The organism is Mycobacterium sp. RTGN6 (genome assembly GCF_033804605.1).
Classification (GTDB): domain Bacteria; phylum Actinomycetota; class Actinomycetes; order Mycobacteriales; family Mycobacteriaceae; genus Mycobacterium.
This window is the reverse complement of sequence record NZ_JAPZKZ010000002.1, coordinates 347,038-362,938: the sequence shown is the minus strand read 5'-3', so window position 1 is coordinate 362,938 and position 15,901 is coordinate 347,038. Positions and strand designations below refer to the sequence as shown.

At 67.3% G+C, this 15,901-nt stretch carries 14 protein-coding genes; 4 read left to right on the top strand and 10 right to left on the bottom strand.

The genetic code is table 11. From position 1 onward, the window contains the following. Positions 1-28: 28 nt before the first annotated feature. The 4 genes from SLQ33_RS06010 to SLQ33_RS05995 form a co-directional block, all read right to left on the bottom strand. The gene (locus SLQ33_RS06010) at positions 29-772 is read right to left on the bottom strand and encodes an amino acid ABC transporter ATP-binding protein (RefSeq protein ID WP_319452888.1); all 744 of its coding nucleotides are present in this window, start codon (positions 770-772) and stop codon (positions 29-31) included. After that, entirely contained in the window at positions 769-2,553 is a 1,785-nt protein-coding gene (locus SLQ33_RS06005) for an ABC transporter substrate-binding protein/permease (RefSeq protein ID WP_319452887.1), read from the bottom strand. The genes SLQ33_RS06010 and SLQ33_RS06005 overlap by 4 nt, the downstream gene beginning before the upstream one ends. A gap of 48 nt (positions 2,554-2,601) precedes the next feature. Further along, positions 2,602-3,288 (bottom strand): GntR family transcriptional regulator, encoded by a 687-nt coding sequence (locus SLQ33_RS06000; protein WP_319452886.1) that lies wholly within the window; start codon positions 3,286-3,288, stop codon positions 2,602-2,604. A gap of 115 nt (positions 3,289-3,403) precedes the next feature. After that, the gene (locus SLQ33_RS05995; RefSeq protein ID WP_319452885.1) at positions 3,404-3,670 is read right to left on the bottom strand and encodes a helix-turn-helix transcriptional regulator; all 267 of its coding nucleotides are present in this window, start codon (positions 3,668-3,670) and stop codon (positions 3,404-3,406) included. Between the two features lie 82 nt (positions 3,671-3,752). On the opposite strand from SLQ33_RS05995, the gene map reads away from it, so the two are divergent. Beyond that, positions 3,753-4,601, top strand: coding sequence for a type I methionyl aminopeptidase (map, locus tag SLQ33_RS05990; protein ID WP_319452884.1), 849 nt, complete (start codon positions 3,753-3,755; stop codon positions 4,599-4,601). On the opposite strand, the gene SLQ33_RS05985 is transcribed toward map, so the two are convergent. The 6 genes from SLQ33_RS05985 to SLQ33_RS05960 form a co-directional block, all read right to left on the bottom strand. Next, complete coding sequence (locus SLQ33_RS05985) at positions 4,515-5,306, bottom strand: LLM class F420-dependent oxidoreductase (protein ID WP_319452883.1); 792 nt, start codon at positions 5,304-5,306, stop codon at positions 4,515-4,517. The two genes, map and SLQ33_RS05985, sit on opposite strands and share 87 nt — an antisense overlap. A gap of 19 nt (positions 5,307-5,325) precedes the next feature. Further along, on the bottom strand, positions 5,326-7,398 hold the full coding sequence (locus tag SLQ33_RS05980) for a PhoX family phosphatase (protein WP_319452882.1): 2,073 nt from the start codon (positions 7,396-7,398) through the stop codon (positions 5,326-5,328). A 131-nt stretch (positions 7,399-7,529) separates the two neighbouring features. After that, complete coding sequence (locus SLQ33_RS05975) at positions 7,530-8,423, bottom strand: alpha/beta hydrolase (protein ID WP_319452881.1); 894 nt, start codon at positions 8,421-8,423, stop codon at positions 7,530-7,532. 103 nt (positions 8,424-8,526) lie between these two features. Continuing rightward, a complete protein-coding gene (locus SLQ33_RS05970; protein WP_319452880.1) occupies positions 8,527-9,621 on the bottom strand; it encodes an inositol-3-phosphate synthase in 1,095 nt (364 codons plus the stop codon). Positions 9,622-9,679: 58 nt separating this feature from the next. Beyond that, on the bottom strand, positions 9,680-10,228 hold the full coding sequence (locus tag SLQ33_RS05965) for a PadR family transcriptional regulator (protein ID WP_319452879.1): 549 nt from the start codon (positions 10,226-10,228) through the stop codon (positions 9,680-9,682). 111 nt (positions 10,229-10,339) lie between these two features. Then, complete coding sequence (locus SLQ33_RS05960) at positions 10,340-11,206, bottom strand: DUF1707 SHOCT-like domain-containing protein (RefSeq protein WP_413467587.1); 867 nt, start codon at positions 11,204-11,206, stop codon at positions 10,340-10,342. A gap of 110 nt (positions 11,207-11,316) precedes the next feature. Between SLQ33_RS05960 and SLQ33_RS05955 the strand changes: the two genes are divergently transcribed. The 3 genes from SLQ33_RS05955 to SLQ33_RS05945 are packed head-to-tail and all read left to right on the top strand — an operon-like array spanning position 11,317 to position 15,870. Next, on the top strand, positions 11,317-11,739 hold the full coding sequence (locus SLQ33_RS05955) for a DUF5318 domain-containing protein (protein WP_319452877.1): 423 nt from the start codon (positions 11,317-11,319) through the stop codon (positions 11,737-11,739). Continuing rightward, complete coding sequence (locus tag SLQ33_RS05950; protein WP_413467586.1) at positions 11,732-14,203, top strand: transglycosylase domain-containing protein; 2,472 nt, start codon at positions 11,732-11,734, stop codon at positions 14,201-14,203. The genes SLQ33_RS05955 and SLQ33_RS05950 overlap by 8 nt, the downstream gene beginning before the upstream one ends. After that, positions 14,200-15,870, top strand: a complete 1,671-nt coding sequence (locus tag SLQ33_RS05945) for a glycosyltransferase family 87 protein (RefSeq protein ID WP_319452875.1) — start codon at positions 14,200-14,202, stop codon at positions 15,868-15,870. Before SLQ33_RS05950 ends, SLQ33_RS05945 begins: the two co-directional genes overlap by 4 nt. Positions 15,871-15,901: the final 31 nt, after the last annotated feature.

Here is a 15,901-nt window from a genome sequence, read left to right as displayed (position 1 = left end):
GTCTTTCAGAAGCGGAATGCAACGTGGTTTAGAGAACTTGGGACAGGAATCTTTGCAGCCGCTCGGTCTCGGCCGCTTCGAATACCTGCTCCGGCGGTCCGGACTCCACCACTTGGCCGCGGTCCATGAAGGCGACGGCGTCGGCCGTCGACCGCGCGAAGCCCATCTCGTGCGTGACCACCACCAAGGTCAGGCCGTCGGACTTCAACTCGGCGATGAGCGCCAGGATGCCCTTGACCAGTTCGGGATCCAGCGCGGACGTCGCCTCGTCGAAGAACATCAGCTGCGGCGCCATCGCCAGCGCCCGTGCGATGGCCACCCGCTGCTGTTGACCGCCGGACAGCGTGGCAGGCCGGGCATCCGCCTTGTGGCGCAACCCGACTCGGTCTAGCTGGGCGAGGCCGAGCTCGCGAGCCTCGTCGCCCCCGAGCCGCTTGAGCTTGCGCGGAGCCAGCGTGACGTTGTCGAGCACGGTCCGGTGCGGAAAGAGGTTGAAGTGCTGAAACACCATGCCGATGCGTTGTCGCAGCGCGTCCGGATCGTCCTTGAGCACCGAGCGCCCGTCGAGCAGGATGTCGCCGCGATCCGGTTCGTGTAACCGGTTCAACGTGCGCAGCAGCGTCGACTTGCCCGACCCCGACGGCCCGATGACGGCGGCCGTCGTACCGGCTGGAACGTCGAGGTCGACGCCGCGCAGCACCGCGTTGGCGCCGAAGGACAGGTGAACGTCGTTGGCGGCCAACGACACCGGTTCGGGCGACGGGGTGCTCACACGATCTCCTGGGTTCGGGCCGGACTCGCCGGGTCCAGCGGGTCGTCGGGTTCGGCGACCTGTCTACCGCGCCGCAGTCGGTCGTCGATCAGGTTCACCAGGTGCGTCAGCGGGATCGTCAACATCAGATAGAAGAGCCCGGCGGCCACCAACGGCGAGAGGTTGCCGGTCTGCGCGTTGAGGTCGCGGCCCACCTGGAACAGTTCCCGCTGGCTGGCGATCAGACCGAGGAAGTAGACCAGCGACGAGGCCTTCAGCAGCGAGATGAACTGGTTGACCAGCGCGGGCAGCACCCGTCGCACGCCCTGCGGGATCACCACCAGCCGCATCGACTCCGAGTAGCTGAACCCCAGTGCGCGTGAGGCTTCCAGCTGACCCGCCTCGACGCTCTGGATGCCGGAGCGGAAGATCTCGCCGACGTAGGCCGCCGCCATCAGGCCGAGTGCGGCAATCCCGAGCGGGTAGGGGTTGTTGTTGGTCAGCCCGCCGACGACGGGTCCGAAGCCGAGCCCGATGATGAGGATCACGACCACCTCGGGCAGCCCGCGGAACACGTCGGTGTACACGCGGGCCGGCCAGCGCAGCCAGCGCGCGCGGGAGATGCCCGCGACGGCCAGCAGCATGCCGAGGACCAGCCCGATGATGCTGGCGCAGAACGTCAGGATCAGCGTGTTCGGCAGGCCCGTCTTGAACAGGTCGGGGATGGCCTGCTTGTAGAGGTCCCAATCCAGGAACGAATCCTTCAGTTGCGCGAGTGTCGACTTCGGCGCGGCGCCGGATTGAGCGGCCGGTCCGTTCCCCGCGGCGATGGCGGCGAAGTCGGGCAGCGTAGGCACCGGAGCGGACTTGCTGCCGGGCTTCCAGCCGGGCGGAAGTGCGCGCGGCACCCAGTCGGAGTACAGCCGCGCCCACGTGCCGTCCGCGATCACCGCGTCGAGCCCGGAGTTCAGCGCGTCGATGAGCGGCTTGTTCTCCTTGGCCACCGCGTAGGCCACGAAATTGTCCAAGCTGAAGGTGTTTTCGACGATCGTGGCGGGATCACCGGCTTGGACGGTGCCCAGCGCCTGCTGCGACGGCGCCACCCATGCGTCGAGTTGCCCCGTCTTCAGGCTGGCGTACACGGTGTTGTAGTCGGGGAACTTGACGGGGTCGAGGTGCAGGGTGTCGACGAGGTACGCCTCTTGGACGGTGCCCTGAACGACGCCGATACGCTGCCCGGCGGCCAGCTTGTCGAAGCCGGTGATCGGTGAACCGGTCGGCACCACGAGAGAGAAGTAGCCGAAGTCGTAGCCGTTGGTGAACCCGACCGTGCGCCGCCGCGCGTCGGTGGTGGTAATCGACGACGAGCCGACGTCGAAGCGCCGCGCCGCCACCTGAGCCAGCAGTCCCGAGAACTCGGTCCCAACGAAGTTCACCTGAAGGCCCAGCTTCTCGGCGACCGCGCGCAACAACTCGTTGTCGAAGCCGGTGAACTGGCCCGCCGAGTCGATGCAGATGCTCGGCGGCGCGTCCGACAGCGTGCCGACGGTCAGCACCCCAGGGGTGCTCAGCCCGAGCGCGTCGCGGTTCACGGAGGCGAGCGGCGGGACGCTTGCGGTCGTGTACTTGTCCTCGTCGGGACCCTTGGCCGCCGCGGCCAGGTTGGTGGGCAGCGCGCTCGCGCTCTGGATGCCCGGCGGCGCGCACTGGTCGCCGTAGGCGCCCGCCGTTGGGGCCCAGCCCATGGCGAACGTCATCAGGACGACGAGCGCCGCGACGCTCGCCTTGAGTAACCGCGTCATGTTCGCAACGTAGCCGTCACCGCGGCGGCTGAGGCGGGTTGGGCTCACTCAGAATCTGGTGGATGACCCGTCGACGGGCGAATCCGGGCCGAGCACGCGGCGGCGCACCAATTCGCTGATCATGATCCGTCCGAGCACCTCGGACCGCTCGACGCAGGCGGTCCGCGCGGCGCTCGGGTCGCGGTCGTGGATCGCGGCGTTCTCCGCCTCGTAGTACGGCACCAACTCGTCGTGGCTGCCCAGGTACGTCGACCAATATGCGCGCGGCATGAAGACCTGCGCGGCGAGGATGGCGGCGTGCAGGCGCGGCCCGGCGTAGGCGTCGTTGACTAACTTGCGGTAGCGCAACGCGTTCTCGTGGAAGGCCTTGGTCTCCGAACTCGCGCGCAGGACGTCGAGTTGCCGGTCGAGGTCGTGCAGCAGCTTCGGAGTGGGGTCGGCGGCCGCGCGCGCCGAGGCGATGCCGTTGAGCACCCCGTACAACTCGTGGTTCTCGAGCACGACGTCTTCGTCGAAACGCTGGACGAAGGCGCCGCGGTGGTAGCGCGTCGACAACACCCCGTCGTGTTCGAGTTGGACGACCGCCTCCTGGACCGGAACCCGACTGAGCCCCAACTCCTCGGCGATCTCGTTGCGGTCCAACCGATCTCCGGTGCGCAACTTGCCGGTGAGGAGCAGGTTCACGACGTGGGCGACGACCTGGTCCTTCTCTTTGACCCCGTACTTCTTGGGCATGGCTCGAGGAGTCTCTCACGTCCGCCGCACCTCACGGACGGGTGCTACCACATATCCCTCGAAACCGACCAAACGAGACTGTCGTTCTCGTTACGCCGAGTTAGGTGGTGGCGGCTTAGATCGCCATCCGTTGGTTGTCCGTCGCCTGCCAAGCATCGACGGCGTGCTGTAGCGGCAACCCGAGCGCATCGCAGAGTCCAACTACCGTGCCGAAGCTCGGGCTGGGCATTCGGCCGACCTCGATCTTGCGCAGTGTCTCGGGTGAGATGCCGGCATTGCGAGCGATCAGCTCGGGGTCACGGCCAGCTCGGGCTGTCCTAATCAGCGCGCCGAGCCGTTGTCCGGCCCGCACCTGCTCGGGGCTCAGAGGTACACGCACCATGCCGGTGAGCGTAGCCGGTATTTAAGTACCGAGCTCTGGTACCGTCGCATCGGTATAAAAATACCGATCGATGGAGGCCGCCATGATTGAACTCAAGACCGCTCGAGAAATCGACAAGATGGCGGTGACCGGTGAGTTCGTCGCGGAGACGTTGGCTACGTTGTCGATCGAGGCGCAGCCAGGAGTGAACGTGATGCAGCTCGAGCACCACGCCCGTGCGCTGATCACCGACCGAGGTGCCAAATCTTGCTACTGGGACTACGCACCGTCATTCGGTCGAGGTCCGTTCCGGAACGTCATCTGCCTCTCGGTCAATGATGCGGTGCTACATGGCAAACCACGCGAATACGTGCTGCGTGACGGCGACGTGCTGAGCCTGGACTTCGCCGTTTCGATCGACGGTTGGGTGGCCGATTCCGCGGTCACGGTGATAGTCGGCGACGGTGTCGATTTCGCCGACAGGGCGCTGATCGATTCGACGCGAAGAGCCCTGGACGCGGGTATCGCCGCCGCGGTACCCGGCGGGCATCTTGGTGACATCTCCGCCGCAATCGGCGAAGTGGCCACCGAAGCCGGGTACCGCGTCAACGCTGAATTCGGCGGTCATGGGTTGGGTCGCACGATGCACGAGGATCCCCACATCGCCAACCGTGGACGCCGCGGGCGCGGATTGCTGCTGCGGGCGGGCATGACCTTCGCGCTCGAACCGTGGTGGGCGCGAGGCAGCGATCGCCTCGCCATGGATGCGGACGGGTGGACCCTGCGCTCGGCAGACGGGTCGAACACCGCGCACTCCGAGCACACCATCGCCATCACGGAAGCGGGCCCGCGAATCCTTACCCGGCTAGCCGGCGGCGCGATCGTCGCGCCAGCGGCACAGCGCCTCGGCGTCGGTCAGGTCGTAGTCGGGGCCGTTGACGCCGACGGTTAGCAGGCTCACGCCAAGCGCGACCAGTGCGTCGGCGTCGGCCAGCAGTTCGGCACCCTTGCCGGTGACGCCGGCGGACCGCTCGATCGTGTCAGGATCACGACCCAAGGCCGCGCAGTGCTCAGCTAGCACCTTGGCCTTGGCGGGGTACGTCTCGGTGGTGGTGAATCCGTGCCACTGATGGGCGTACTGCGCAACCAGTTTCAGCGTCTTCTGTTCGCCCTGCCCGCCGATGAGGATCGGGATGTCGCGCACCGGTTGGGGATTCAGCTTGGCCAGCCGCGACGTGATGCGCGGTAGCGCGGCTGCGAGGTCGTTCAGCCGGCTGCCCACGGTGCCGAACTCGTAGCCGTACTCGACGTAGTCCTTGTCCTTCCAGCCCGATCCGATGCCGAGGATCAGCCGGCCGTCAGAGATGTTGTCGACGGTGCGGGCCATGTCGGCGAGCAGTTCGGGATTGCGGTAGGAGTTGCACGTCACCAGCGCGCCGATCTCGATGCGCGAGGTCTGCTCGGCCCAGGCGCCCAACATCGTCCAGCATTCGTAGTGGGCGCCGTCGGGATCGCCGTACAACGGATAGAAGTGATCCCAGTTGAAGGCGACGTCGACGCCGAGGTCCTCGCAGCGCCGGACCGCGTCGCGAAGGTGGCCGTAGTTGGGGGAGTGCTGGGGCTGGAGTTGGACGCCGATGCGAGTGGGGAAGCTCATGTTCTTAACGTACGTGTGCTCATACGCCGATATTCCCGCCGTCGCGCCACACGGCGACCACCGATGGCCGGGCCGTTCCGTTGTCGCCCTCGGGCCAGCGGGACAGCGGGTTGTCGATGCTGTTGTCGTCGTGCTCGCCGGGATGCTGGACGCACACCGTCACCAAGTCGTCGGTGACGACGGGCCCACACGTCTCGGCGCCGAGCGGCACGGTGAGGAACTGGCGGGTCTCGCCGCGGTTGGGGCCGTCGAGCGCGACGGCGAACAACCCGTCGTTGGAGTCCAGCGCGTTGCCGTCGGTCGAGATCCACAGGTTGCCATGGCTGTCGAAGGCGAGGTTGTCCGGGCACGAGATCGGACTGACCTTGGTCTTGTCGAACCCGCCGTAGTAGGTGTCGGCCGCTTCGGGGTCGCCGCACACCAGCAGTAGGTCCCACGTGAACGACGTGCCACCGTGGTCGTCGGTGAGCTCGAGGATCTGGCCGCTCTTGTTGTCGATGCGCGGGTTGGCCGCGTCGGGTCCGGCCTTGCCCTCGACGCCGCGCTTGTCGTTGTTGGTCAGCGCGACGTAGACCTTGCCGGTCTTCGGGTTGGCCTCGAAGTCCTCCGGCCGGTCCATCTTGGTGGCGCCGGCCTTGTCTGCGGCGAACCGGGTGAAGACGGCCGCCTCCTGCGCGCTGATGCCAGGGACGAGCGACTCGGCTTGGCCGCCTGGGCCCGAGCGCAGTAGCGGGAGCCACGTGCCGGTGCCTGCGAATGAGCCCGTGGCCGGGAGCTTGCCGGAGCCGTCGACCTGGTCGGCCGGAATGTCGCTCGATAGCTTCGCCACGTACAGCGTGCCCTCGTCGAGCAGGGTCATGTTGTGCGCCATGGCTTCTGGAGTGTTGCCCGGCTGGACCTTCTTGCTCGACACGAACTTGTACATGTAGTCGAAGCGCTCGTCGTCACCGGTGTAGGCGACGACGGTGCCGTCGGACGTCACGAAGATGTTGGCGCCCTCGTGCTTCAGCCGACCCATCGCGGTGTGCTTGACCGGCACCGACGCGGGGTCCCACGGGTTGACCTCGACGACCCACCCGAACCGGTTGACCTCGTTGGGCGTCTTCGCCACGTCGAAGCGCGGGTCGAACGTCTCCCACAGCAGCTCGGAGGGCTCCAACTTGAAGCCGTAGCGCTTGAGCCGGTCGGCGTCGGCCGGGTTGGGCTTGGGTGCATCCTTGGCGGCGCCGAAGTACTGGTTGAAGTTCTCCTCCCCGGAAAGCACTGTGCCCCACGGGGTCACACCGCCCGCACAGTTGGCGAACGTACCGGCGACGGTGCGGCCGGCGGGGTCCGCAGGCGTCTTGACGAAGTCGGTTCCCGCGCCGGGCCCGATGAGCGCCATCGGGGTGTCGGCGGTAATGCGCCGGTTGTAGCGGCCCATCACGGGGCGTAGTCCCTGCGGGGTGCGCTCGACTTCGACCACGCTCATGCCGAGCGATGCGATCTCGATGTCGAACTGCTCGCGGGTGGGGGCGTCGGCGTCGTATCCGGGGAACATGAACTGAGGCGTGGCGTACTCGTGGTTGGTGACGAGCAGGAAGCGGTTCTGCTGGCCCTCGATCGGGAGCAGCCCGGCGAAGTCGTTGTTGAATCCGAACTGTTGACGCTGGGCGGCGCCCGACTGGGCTCCGACGTTGAACACCGGCGCGCCGGGTACCACCGGATCGCCCCAGCTGATCACGACCTTCTGCTGGTAGCCGTCGGGGATGACGACGACGTCCTCGCTGTTGGGTGCGACGGCGGTGAAGTTCATGCCGGGCGGGGTGGCGGGCTCGGCGGGCGTGGTCGGGGTGGAGGCGGCGGGGGTCTCGTCGCCCCCGCACGCGGCCAGCGCGGTGCCTGCGCCGACGGCGAGCACCGTGACCCCGGTCGCGCGCAGCACGGAGCGCCGTGACATCGCCTGCTTCACGACGTCGCCGAAGTACTCGTTGTCGCTGGTGTTCGGCGCGGGATGGAAGCACGCCTCGCCGCACCGGTAGCGGCAGGTCACTCGTTGCCGCGACGATCGCCCGTCGTGTTGGACGAACAGATTCAGCGGCAAGAGCGCCATCAGGCAAGGTCCTTTCACGCAGAGAGCGCCGGCCGGGGCTGTGGCGACGCGTCTCGCGTGAAATTACTGGCGCAGGGCAATCAGATGTGAACCGGCTGATGAACAGCTGGCAACGCGGCCGGTCGTCCGGGTCAAGCGTCGAGGATGTCGCGCAGGATGGCGACCAGCGCGGCGGGCTGGTCGCCCTGCACCGAGTGGCCGGAGTCCGCGACGACGTGCGTGCGCTGGAATCCCGGTGCGCCGTTGGCGAAGGCCGCGGCGTCCTCGTCGTTGACGAAGAACGAGTTGGCCCCGCGAACCAAGGTCGTCGGCATCGTGATCGCGGGCACGTCGTCCCACAGGTTCGCGAACCCGTCGCCCTTGCGGAACGAGTCGTACCGCCACGTCCACCCGCCGTCGTCGAGGCGCTTGGAGTTGTGAAAGACACCGCGGCGCAACGAGTTACGGTCGCGATGCGGTGCGGCGGCCACCGTCACGTCGAGCATCGCTGCAAACGTCGGGAACGTACGGTCGCCCTGCACCAGCGCGACGGTGCCCATCTGCGCCTTGGTCATCTGCTCGTGGCGCTCCGGCGCCGACGGCGTGACGTCGACGAGCACCAGTTCGGGCACCAGCGCCGGTTCCGTGGCGGCGATGCGAAGCGCCGTCAGCCCGCCGAGCGACATGCCGACGACGAGCCGCGGTCTGGGGGCGTGCACGCGCAACACGGGGATGAGCTTCTCCGCGGCGAGCGTCGGGCCGTAGTCGCCGTCCTCGCGCCATGCCGAACGGCCGTGGCCGGGCAGGTCGATCGCGAGTGCGGGCACGCCGAGCCCGAGGATCACGGTGTCCCAGGTGTGAGCGTTCTGCCCGCCGCCGTGCAGGAACACCACCTCGGGCGGCTCGTCACCCCACTGAAGCGCGCTGACGTCGCCGAGGTCGAGGCGCGCGACGGTCGGGAGTGGACCCGTCGCACCGATCTGTTCGGCGTTCTCGGGCAGCAGCCCAAATTCGTCGAGGCTTGCCAACTCGTCATCAGAGACCACGGACGTGACTCTAACGACCCCCAGAAACGCCGAAACTGCGGGGAGATCGCATTTCCGCTCGGATTCGCGATCTCCCCGCAGTGTCGGTGAAGGGGGAGGAAGCTCAGCCTTCGATGAAGGTTTCCAGCTGCGTGCGGGCGATGTCGTCGGCCATCTGCTCGGGCGGGCTCTTCATGAGGTACGCCGACGCGGCGACGACGGGGCCGCCGACGCCACGGTCCAGCGCGATCTTGGCGGCACGCACCGCGTCGATGATGACGCCCGCCGAGTTCGGCGAGTCCCACACCTCGAGCTTGTACTCCAGATTCAGCGGCACGTCACCGAAGGCGCGACCCTCGAGGCGGACGTAGGCCCACTTGCGATCGTCGAGCCAGCCGACGTGATCGGACGGGCCGATGTGCACGTCCTTGGCGTTGAATTCCTTCTGCAGGTTGGAGGTGACGGCCTGCGTCTTGGAGATCTTCTTCGACTCCAGGCGCGAGCGCTCGAGCATGTTGAGGAAGTCCATGTTGCCGCCGACGTTGAGCTGCATGGTGCGGTCGAGTTGCACGCCGCGGTCCTCGAACAGCTTGGCCATCACGCGGTGGGTGATGGTGGCGCCGACCTGGCTCTTGATGTCGTCGCCGACGATCGGCACGCCAGCGTCTTCGAACTTCTTGGCCCACACCGGGTCCGAGGCGATGAACACCGGCAGCGCGTTGACGAACGCCACCCCGGCGTCGATGGCGCACTGGGCGTAGAACTTGTCGGCCTCTTCCGAGCCGACGGGAAGGTAGGACACCATGACGTCGACCTTGGCGTCCTTGAGCACCTTGACCACGTCGACGGCCTCGGTGTCGGACACCTCGATGGTCTCGGCGTAGTACTTGCCGATGCCGTCGAGCGTCGGGCCGCGCTGCACCGTGACGTTGGTGGGCGGCACGTCGGCGATCTTGATGGTGTTGTTCTCCGACGCGAAGATGGCCTCCGACAGATCGAAGCCGACCTTCTTGGCGTCCACGTCGAACGCGGCGACGAACTTCACGTCGCGGACGTGGTACCGGCCCAGCTTCACGTGCATGAGGCCGGGCACGGTGCTGTTCTCGTCGGCGTCGAGGTAGTACTGCACACCCTGGACCAATGAGGATGCGCAGTTGCCGACGCCGACGATGGCGACCCGGACGTCAGTGCTGGGGGTCGTTCCGTTCAATTCGGACATGGGACGGTCTCCTTCTCCTACTGGACTATCGGGTGCTGGTTGTAGTTGTGGATGTTGCTCAGGGCTGTTGCTCGGCGCGTCCCTGCGCCACGCGTTCAGCCGCGATCAATTCGTTGAGCCACTTGACTTCGCGCTCGCTGGATTCCAACCCGAGCTGATGCAGCTGGCGGGTGTAGCGGTCGAGCGAGTTGGTGGCGCGAGCGACGGCGTCGCGCAGGGTTTCGCGACGTTCCTCGACCTGGCGGCGGCGCCCTTCGAGGATGCGCATCCGGGCTTCGGCCGGCGTGCGGTTGAAGAACGCGAGGTGCACGCCGAAACCGTCGTCGGTGTAGTTCTGCGGTCCGGTGTCGGCGACCAGTTCGGTGAACCGCGTCTTGCCGGCGTCGGTCATCTCGTAGACGCGTCGCGCGCGGCGCACCTTGAGGGTGCCCTCGGGGGCGGCGTTCTCGACGATGAGCCCGTCGGCCTGCATGCGACGCAGCGCCGGGTACAGCGAACCGTACGAGAACGCGCGGAACGCGCCAAGCAAGCCGGTCAGCCGCTTGCGCAGTTCGTAGCCATGCATCGGCGATTCGAGCAGAAGACCCAGGACTGCGAGCTCCAGCATCCGAACCACCTCCTTTGCTTGTCGCTACGACGACTCAACACGTCGGCCAATTGTATCGCGCCGATATATATACCGCTACATCGAGCCGACGGTGCGGGTGTTGGCGAAGGATTAGGAGGCGGGTTCGCAGCGCTTGCAGGTGCCGTCCGGGCCGACCGAGATGTAGCCGCTGTTGAACTCACCCGTCACGTAGATGTCGATGTCGAGCGAGTCGGGGTTGAGCGGGTCGTCGGACGGGTCGAGGCCGATGCGGGTGTCCTCGATGGTTTGCGAGCCCAGCCTCAGGATCTCGGGCGCGCCCTTGGCCATCCCGATGATCACGGGGAAGTCGAACTTGGCGAGGTCGACGACGCGGTCGTCGTCGCTCTTGGTGGTCGAAGTCGGATCGTCCCAGCCGCCGCGATATTCGTAGGACAGCACTCGCCGGTCATCGCGCGGATCGGGTCGGGTCAGGCTGGCGCGCGTGTCGTAGATCGTCATCGAGTAGCCCGTCGTATCGCCGAACTTCTTGCGCATCTGCTCGAACAGTCCACTCAACCCGCCGAGTGACTGCAGTTCGGTGGGTGGCGTCTTCACGATCGGCACGACGCCGTCGGGCTTGGCACCGGGGTCCGTGGTGAAGTCCAGCGGCGAGGAGGAATTGCCGTAGAGGCCCCAGCCGATCGCGATGCCGAGCACGACCAGCACCGCCGTGATGGCGGCGGTGAAGCCCCAGGCCCGACCGCCGGAGTTGCCGCCACTGGTGAGCCGCGAGGGCTTGCTCAGGTTGGGCAGCTGCACCGGCGCGTTCCCGGTCTGAAGGTCGTCCACCAATGCCTGAAGGTCTCCGAGCGTGGGCGCCGTGGTGGCCGCCGCAACGCGCTGACGGTGTTCCTCCATCGACAGCTGCCCGTCACCGAGCGCGCTGTCCAGGATCTGGCACGTCTTGGTGCGGTCGTCGTCCTTCGCTCGGGTATTGGTTCTCTGCCGCGTGGCCACGCGACGATCGTAGAAGTTCATCCCCAATCACCGCAGACCAGATGCCGAACCGCGGCTCGCGCTGCCCCGTCGGCCCTCCGCGGCTGGGAGGCCGACGTACTCTGGTCAACGTGCGACTGCAGCGACAGGTGGTGGACTACGCGCTCAAGCGACGGTCCCTGCTGGCCGAGGTGTACTCGGGACGCACCGGCGTCTCGGAGGTGTGCGACGCCAATCCGTACCTGCTCCGGGCGGCGAAGTTCCACGGTAGGCCCAGCAAGGTGACCTGTCCGATCTGCCGCAAGGAACAGCTCACCCTGGTGTCGTGGGTTTTCGGCGACCACCTCGGAGCGGTGTCGGGCTCGGCTCGCAGCACCGAGGAGCTGGTGATGCTCGCCGCGCGGTTCGACGAATTCAAGGTGCACGTCGTGGAGGTGTGCCGCACCTGTAGCTGGAACCACCTGGTCAAGTCGTACGTACTGGGTGCGCCCCGCCCCCCGAAGGCACGGGGCACGCGGACGGCGCGCTCGGGAGCGCGCACGGCCAGTGAATAGCGAAGGGCGCCACAGCAGGTCAGCCGACGACGTCCACAGGGGACCGGGAGCTGACGGTGTGGTGACGCCACCTCCGGTGGCCCCCACCCGGCATTCGGCACCGCCCCCGCCGCGGACGTCCAACGGTCCCCTCCCGCCCGACGACCGCAGGACGATGGTGCTGCCCCAGGTCCCGCCCATGCCAACCGATGGACGGTTCCGCGACCCGCTCGAGGTCGTCAAGGCGGCGCTCGACGGTACGCCTCCGCCGCCACGGCCCCCCGTCGGACCACCGCCCCGCGACGACGGGCCATCGGGCGGACCGCCTGGACCGCGGCCCGGGGCAACGAGGCGGATCAACTGGAAGTGGGTGCGCCGCACCATCTATGCACTGGTGGCCGCCTCCATCGTGCTGCCGATCATCACGTTCGCGATGGCGTACGTCATCGTCGACATCCCGAAGCCCGGCGACGTCCGGACGGCGCAGGTATCGACGATTCTCGCCAGCGACGGCAGTGAACTCGCGAAGATCATTCCGCCGGAAGGCAACCGGGTCGACGTCAAGATCGACCAGATTCCCGCGCACGTGCGCGACGCCGCGATGGCCGCCGAGGATCGCGACTTCTACACCAACCCCGGCTTCTCGATCAGGGGCTTCATCCGGGCATTCAAGAACAACCTCTTCGGCGGCGACTTGCAGGGTGCGTCCACCATCACGCAGCAGTACGTGAAGAACGCCTTGGTCGGCGACGCCCGCTCGGGCATCGGAGGACTGATCCGCAAGGCGAAGGAACTGGTCATCTCGACCAAGATGTCGCGCGAGTGGTCCAAGGACCAGGTGATGGAGTCCTACCTCAACATCATCTACTTCGGCCGCAGCGCCTACGGCATCTCCGCGGCGGCCAAGGCGTACTTCGACAAGCCGGTAGAACAGCTGTCCGTCTCCGAAGGTGCCCTGCTGGCCGCGCTGATCCAACGGCCGTCGACGCTGGATCCGGCCGTCGACCCCGAAGGTGCCGCCGAGCGGTGGAACTGGGTGCTCGACGGCATGGTGACCATCGGCGCGCTGACGCCGGCCGACCGTGCCGCACAAGTATTTCCGGCGACGGTCCCGCCCGACCAGGCCGCCTCGCAGAACCAGACGACGGGGCCCAACGGGTTGATCGAGCGCCAGGTCACGAAGGAGCTGTCGGAGCTGTTCGACGTCAACGAGCAGACGCTGAACACCGAGGGGCTGCAGGTCACCACCACCATCGACCCCAAGGCGCAAAAGGCCGCCGAGGAAGCCGTGGCCGAGACTTTGGATGGCCAGGAGCCGGACATGCGGACGGCGGTCGTCTCGATCGACCCCAAGTCGGGCGGCGTCAAGGCCTACTACGGCGGTTCCGACGCCAACGGCTTCGACTTCGCGCAGGCCGGGCTGCCGACGGGGTCGTCGTTCAAGGTCTTCGCCCTCGTCGCCGCGTTGCAGCAGGGCATGGGGCTCGGGTATCAGATCGACAGCTCGCCGGTGAACCTCAACGGTGTCACGATCAACAACGTCGAGGGCGGCGGGTGTGGCACCTGCAGCATCGCCGAGGCGTTGAAGCGCTCGCTGAACACCAGCTACTACCGGCTGATGCTCAAGCTCAAGAACGGCCCGCAGGACGTCGCCGACGCCGCCCATCAGGCGGGCATCGCCGAGAGCTTCCCCGGCGTCGAGCACACGCTGTCCGAAGACGGCAAGGGCGGCCCGCCCTACAACGGAATCGTGTTGGGGCAGTATCAGTCCCGCGTCATCGACATGGCCTCGGCGTACGCCACGCTGGCCAACTCGGGCGTCTACCACAAGCCGCACTTCGTCCAGAAGGTGGTCAACTCGGCGGGCCAGGTGCTGTTCGACGCGGCGCAGGAGGACAACGCCGGCGAGCAGAAGATCGACAAGGCCGTCGCCGACAACGTCACCGCGGCCATGCAGCCCATCGCCGCCTACTCCAACGGACACAACCTCGCCGGCGGCCGCGCTTCGGCGGCCAAGACGGGCACCAACCAGCTCGGCGACACGGGCGCAAACCGCGACGCGTGGATGGTCGGCTACACGCCGTCGCTGTCGACGGCGGTGTGGGTCGGCACCACCGACGGCACCAGGCCCTTGGTGAACGCGTCGGGTGGGCCGGTGTACGGGTCGGGCCTGCCGTCCAACATCTGGAAGGCGACGATGGACGGTGCCCTCGAGGACACCGACAACGAAACCTTCCCCAAGCCAACGGAAATCGGTGGGTACGCGGGCGTGCCGCAAGCGCCGCCTCCTCCGCCACCACCCTCAGAGCCGCCGCCACCCTCGGAGACCGTGATCCAACCGACCATCGAACTGGGGCCGGGCATCACGATCCCATTCGGTCCGCCGACCACCGTGACACTGCCTCCTCCGCCACCACCCGGTGACCCCGGAGCGTTGGTCCCGCCGCCCACCCCGACGATCACCGCGCCGCCTCCGCCGCCGTGACCGGTGAGGAACCGGATCGGGCAACGGTGTCCCCACAACCGTTGGCCGGGGATCTACGGAGCGACGACGATCGCGACTTACCCAGTCGCACAGACGTAATCGGGAGGGCGCTGTCGGGCGTGGTCGGTGGACCCGTCGGGCGCCACGCGCTGATCGGGCGTGCGCGATTCCTGACGCCGCTGCGGGTGATGCTGCTCATCGCGCTGGTGTTCCTGGCGTTCGGCTACACCACCAAGGCCGCCTGCCTGCAGTCGACGGGGACGGGCACCGCCGACCAGCGGGTGGCCATATGGGAGAACAACCGGGCCTACTACGAGTTCTGCTACTCCGACACCGTGCCCCTGTACACGGCAGAACTGTTGAACCTGGGGAAGTTTCCCTACAAGTCGAGTTGGATCGAGCGCGACCCCACCGGCGCGCCCCGCATGCAGTACGACGGCACTCCGGCGATCCGGTACATGGAGTACCCCGTGCTGACGGGCGTGTACCAATACGTGTCGATGGCGTTGGCCAAGACCTACACCGCGCTGACGAAACTGGTGTCGATACCCGTGGTCGCCGAGGTGGTGATGTTCTTCAACATCTCCGCGTTGGGGCTCGCGCTCGCGTGGATGGCGACGGTGTGGGCGACGGCGCGACTGGCGGGCCGGCGCATGTGGGACGCGGCCGTGGTCGCGGGCTCGCCGGTGCTGATCTTCCACGCGTTCACCAACTTCGACGCGCTCGCCACGGCGTGCGGCGCGGCGGCGATGCTGGCCTGGGCACGGCGAAGACCGGGGCTGGCGGGCGCCCTCATCGGGATCGGCGTGGCGTTGAAGCTGTATCCGCTGCTGCTGTTCGTGCCGCTGCTGATCCTCGGGATGCGCGCCGGGCGGCTGCGCGACGTGGGCAAGGCCGCGCTCGCGACGGTCGGAACGTGGCTGGTGGTGAACCTGCCGGTCATGGTGATGTTCCCCCGTGGGTGGGCCGAGTTCTTCATCCTGAACACTCGCCGCGGTGACGACATGGACTCGCTGTACAACGTCGTGAAGTCGTTCACGGGCTGGGCCGGATTCGATCCGCAGCTGGGGTTCTGGGAGCCGCCCTCGGTGCTCAACGCGGTGTCCGCGATCCTGTTCGTGGCGTGTTGCGGGGCGATCGCCTACGTCGCGCTGACGGTGCAGCGGCGACCGCGGCTGGCGCAGCTGGCTTTCCTCGTCGTGGCGGCCTTCCTGCTGACGAACAAGGTGTGGAGTCCGCAGTACTCGCTGTGGCTGGTGCCGTTGGCCGCGCTGGCGTTGCCGCATCGTCGAATCCTGTTGGCGTGGATGACGATCGACGCGCTGGTTTGGATGCCGCGCATGCTGTTCCTGCACGGCGAGCAGAAGATGGGGCTGCCGGAACAGTTCTTCACCACGACTGTCTTGCTGCGCGACGTTGCGGTGATGGCGTTGTGCGCGTTGGTTATCCGCCAGATGTACCGGCCGGAACTCGACCTGGTCCGCGACCACGGACGCGTCGACGATCCGTCGGGTGGTGTGTTCGAGAACGCACCCGACGCCCCGGCGCGGTGGGTGCCGCCGCGGCTGCGTCCGAAGGTGCTCGGGCGGGAAGAACCGGTGGAGGAGGCTCCGCTCGACGCCGAGCGTGCGACGCACGATTTCGCCGGTCAGGGCCCCGTCATGTAACCTGGGCCGGTTGCCGACGCAGGCGACCCTC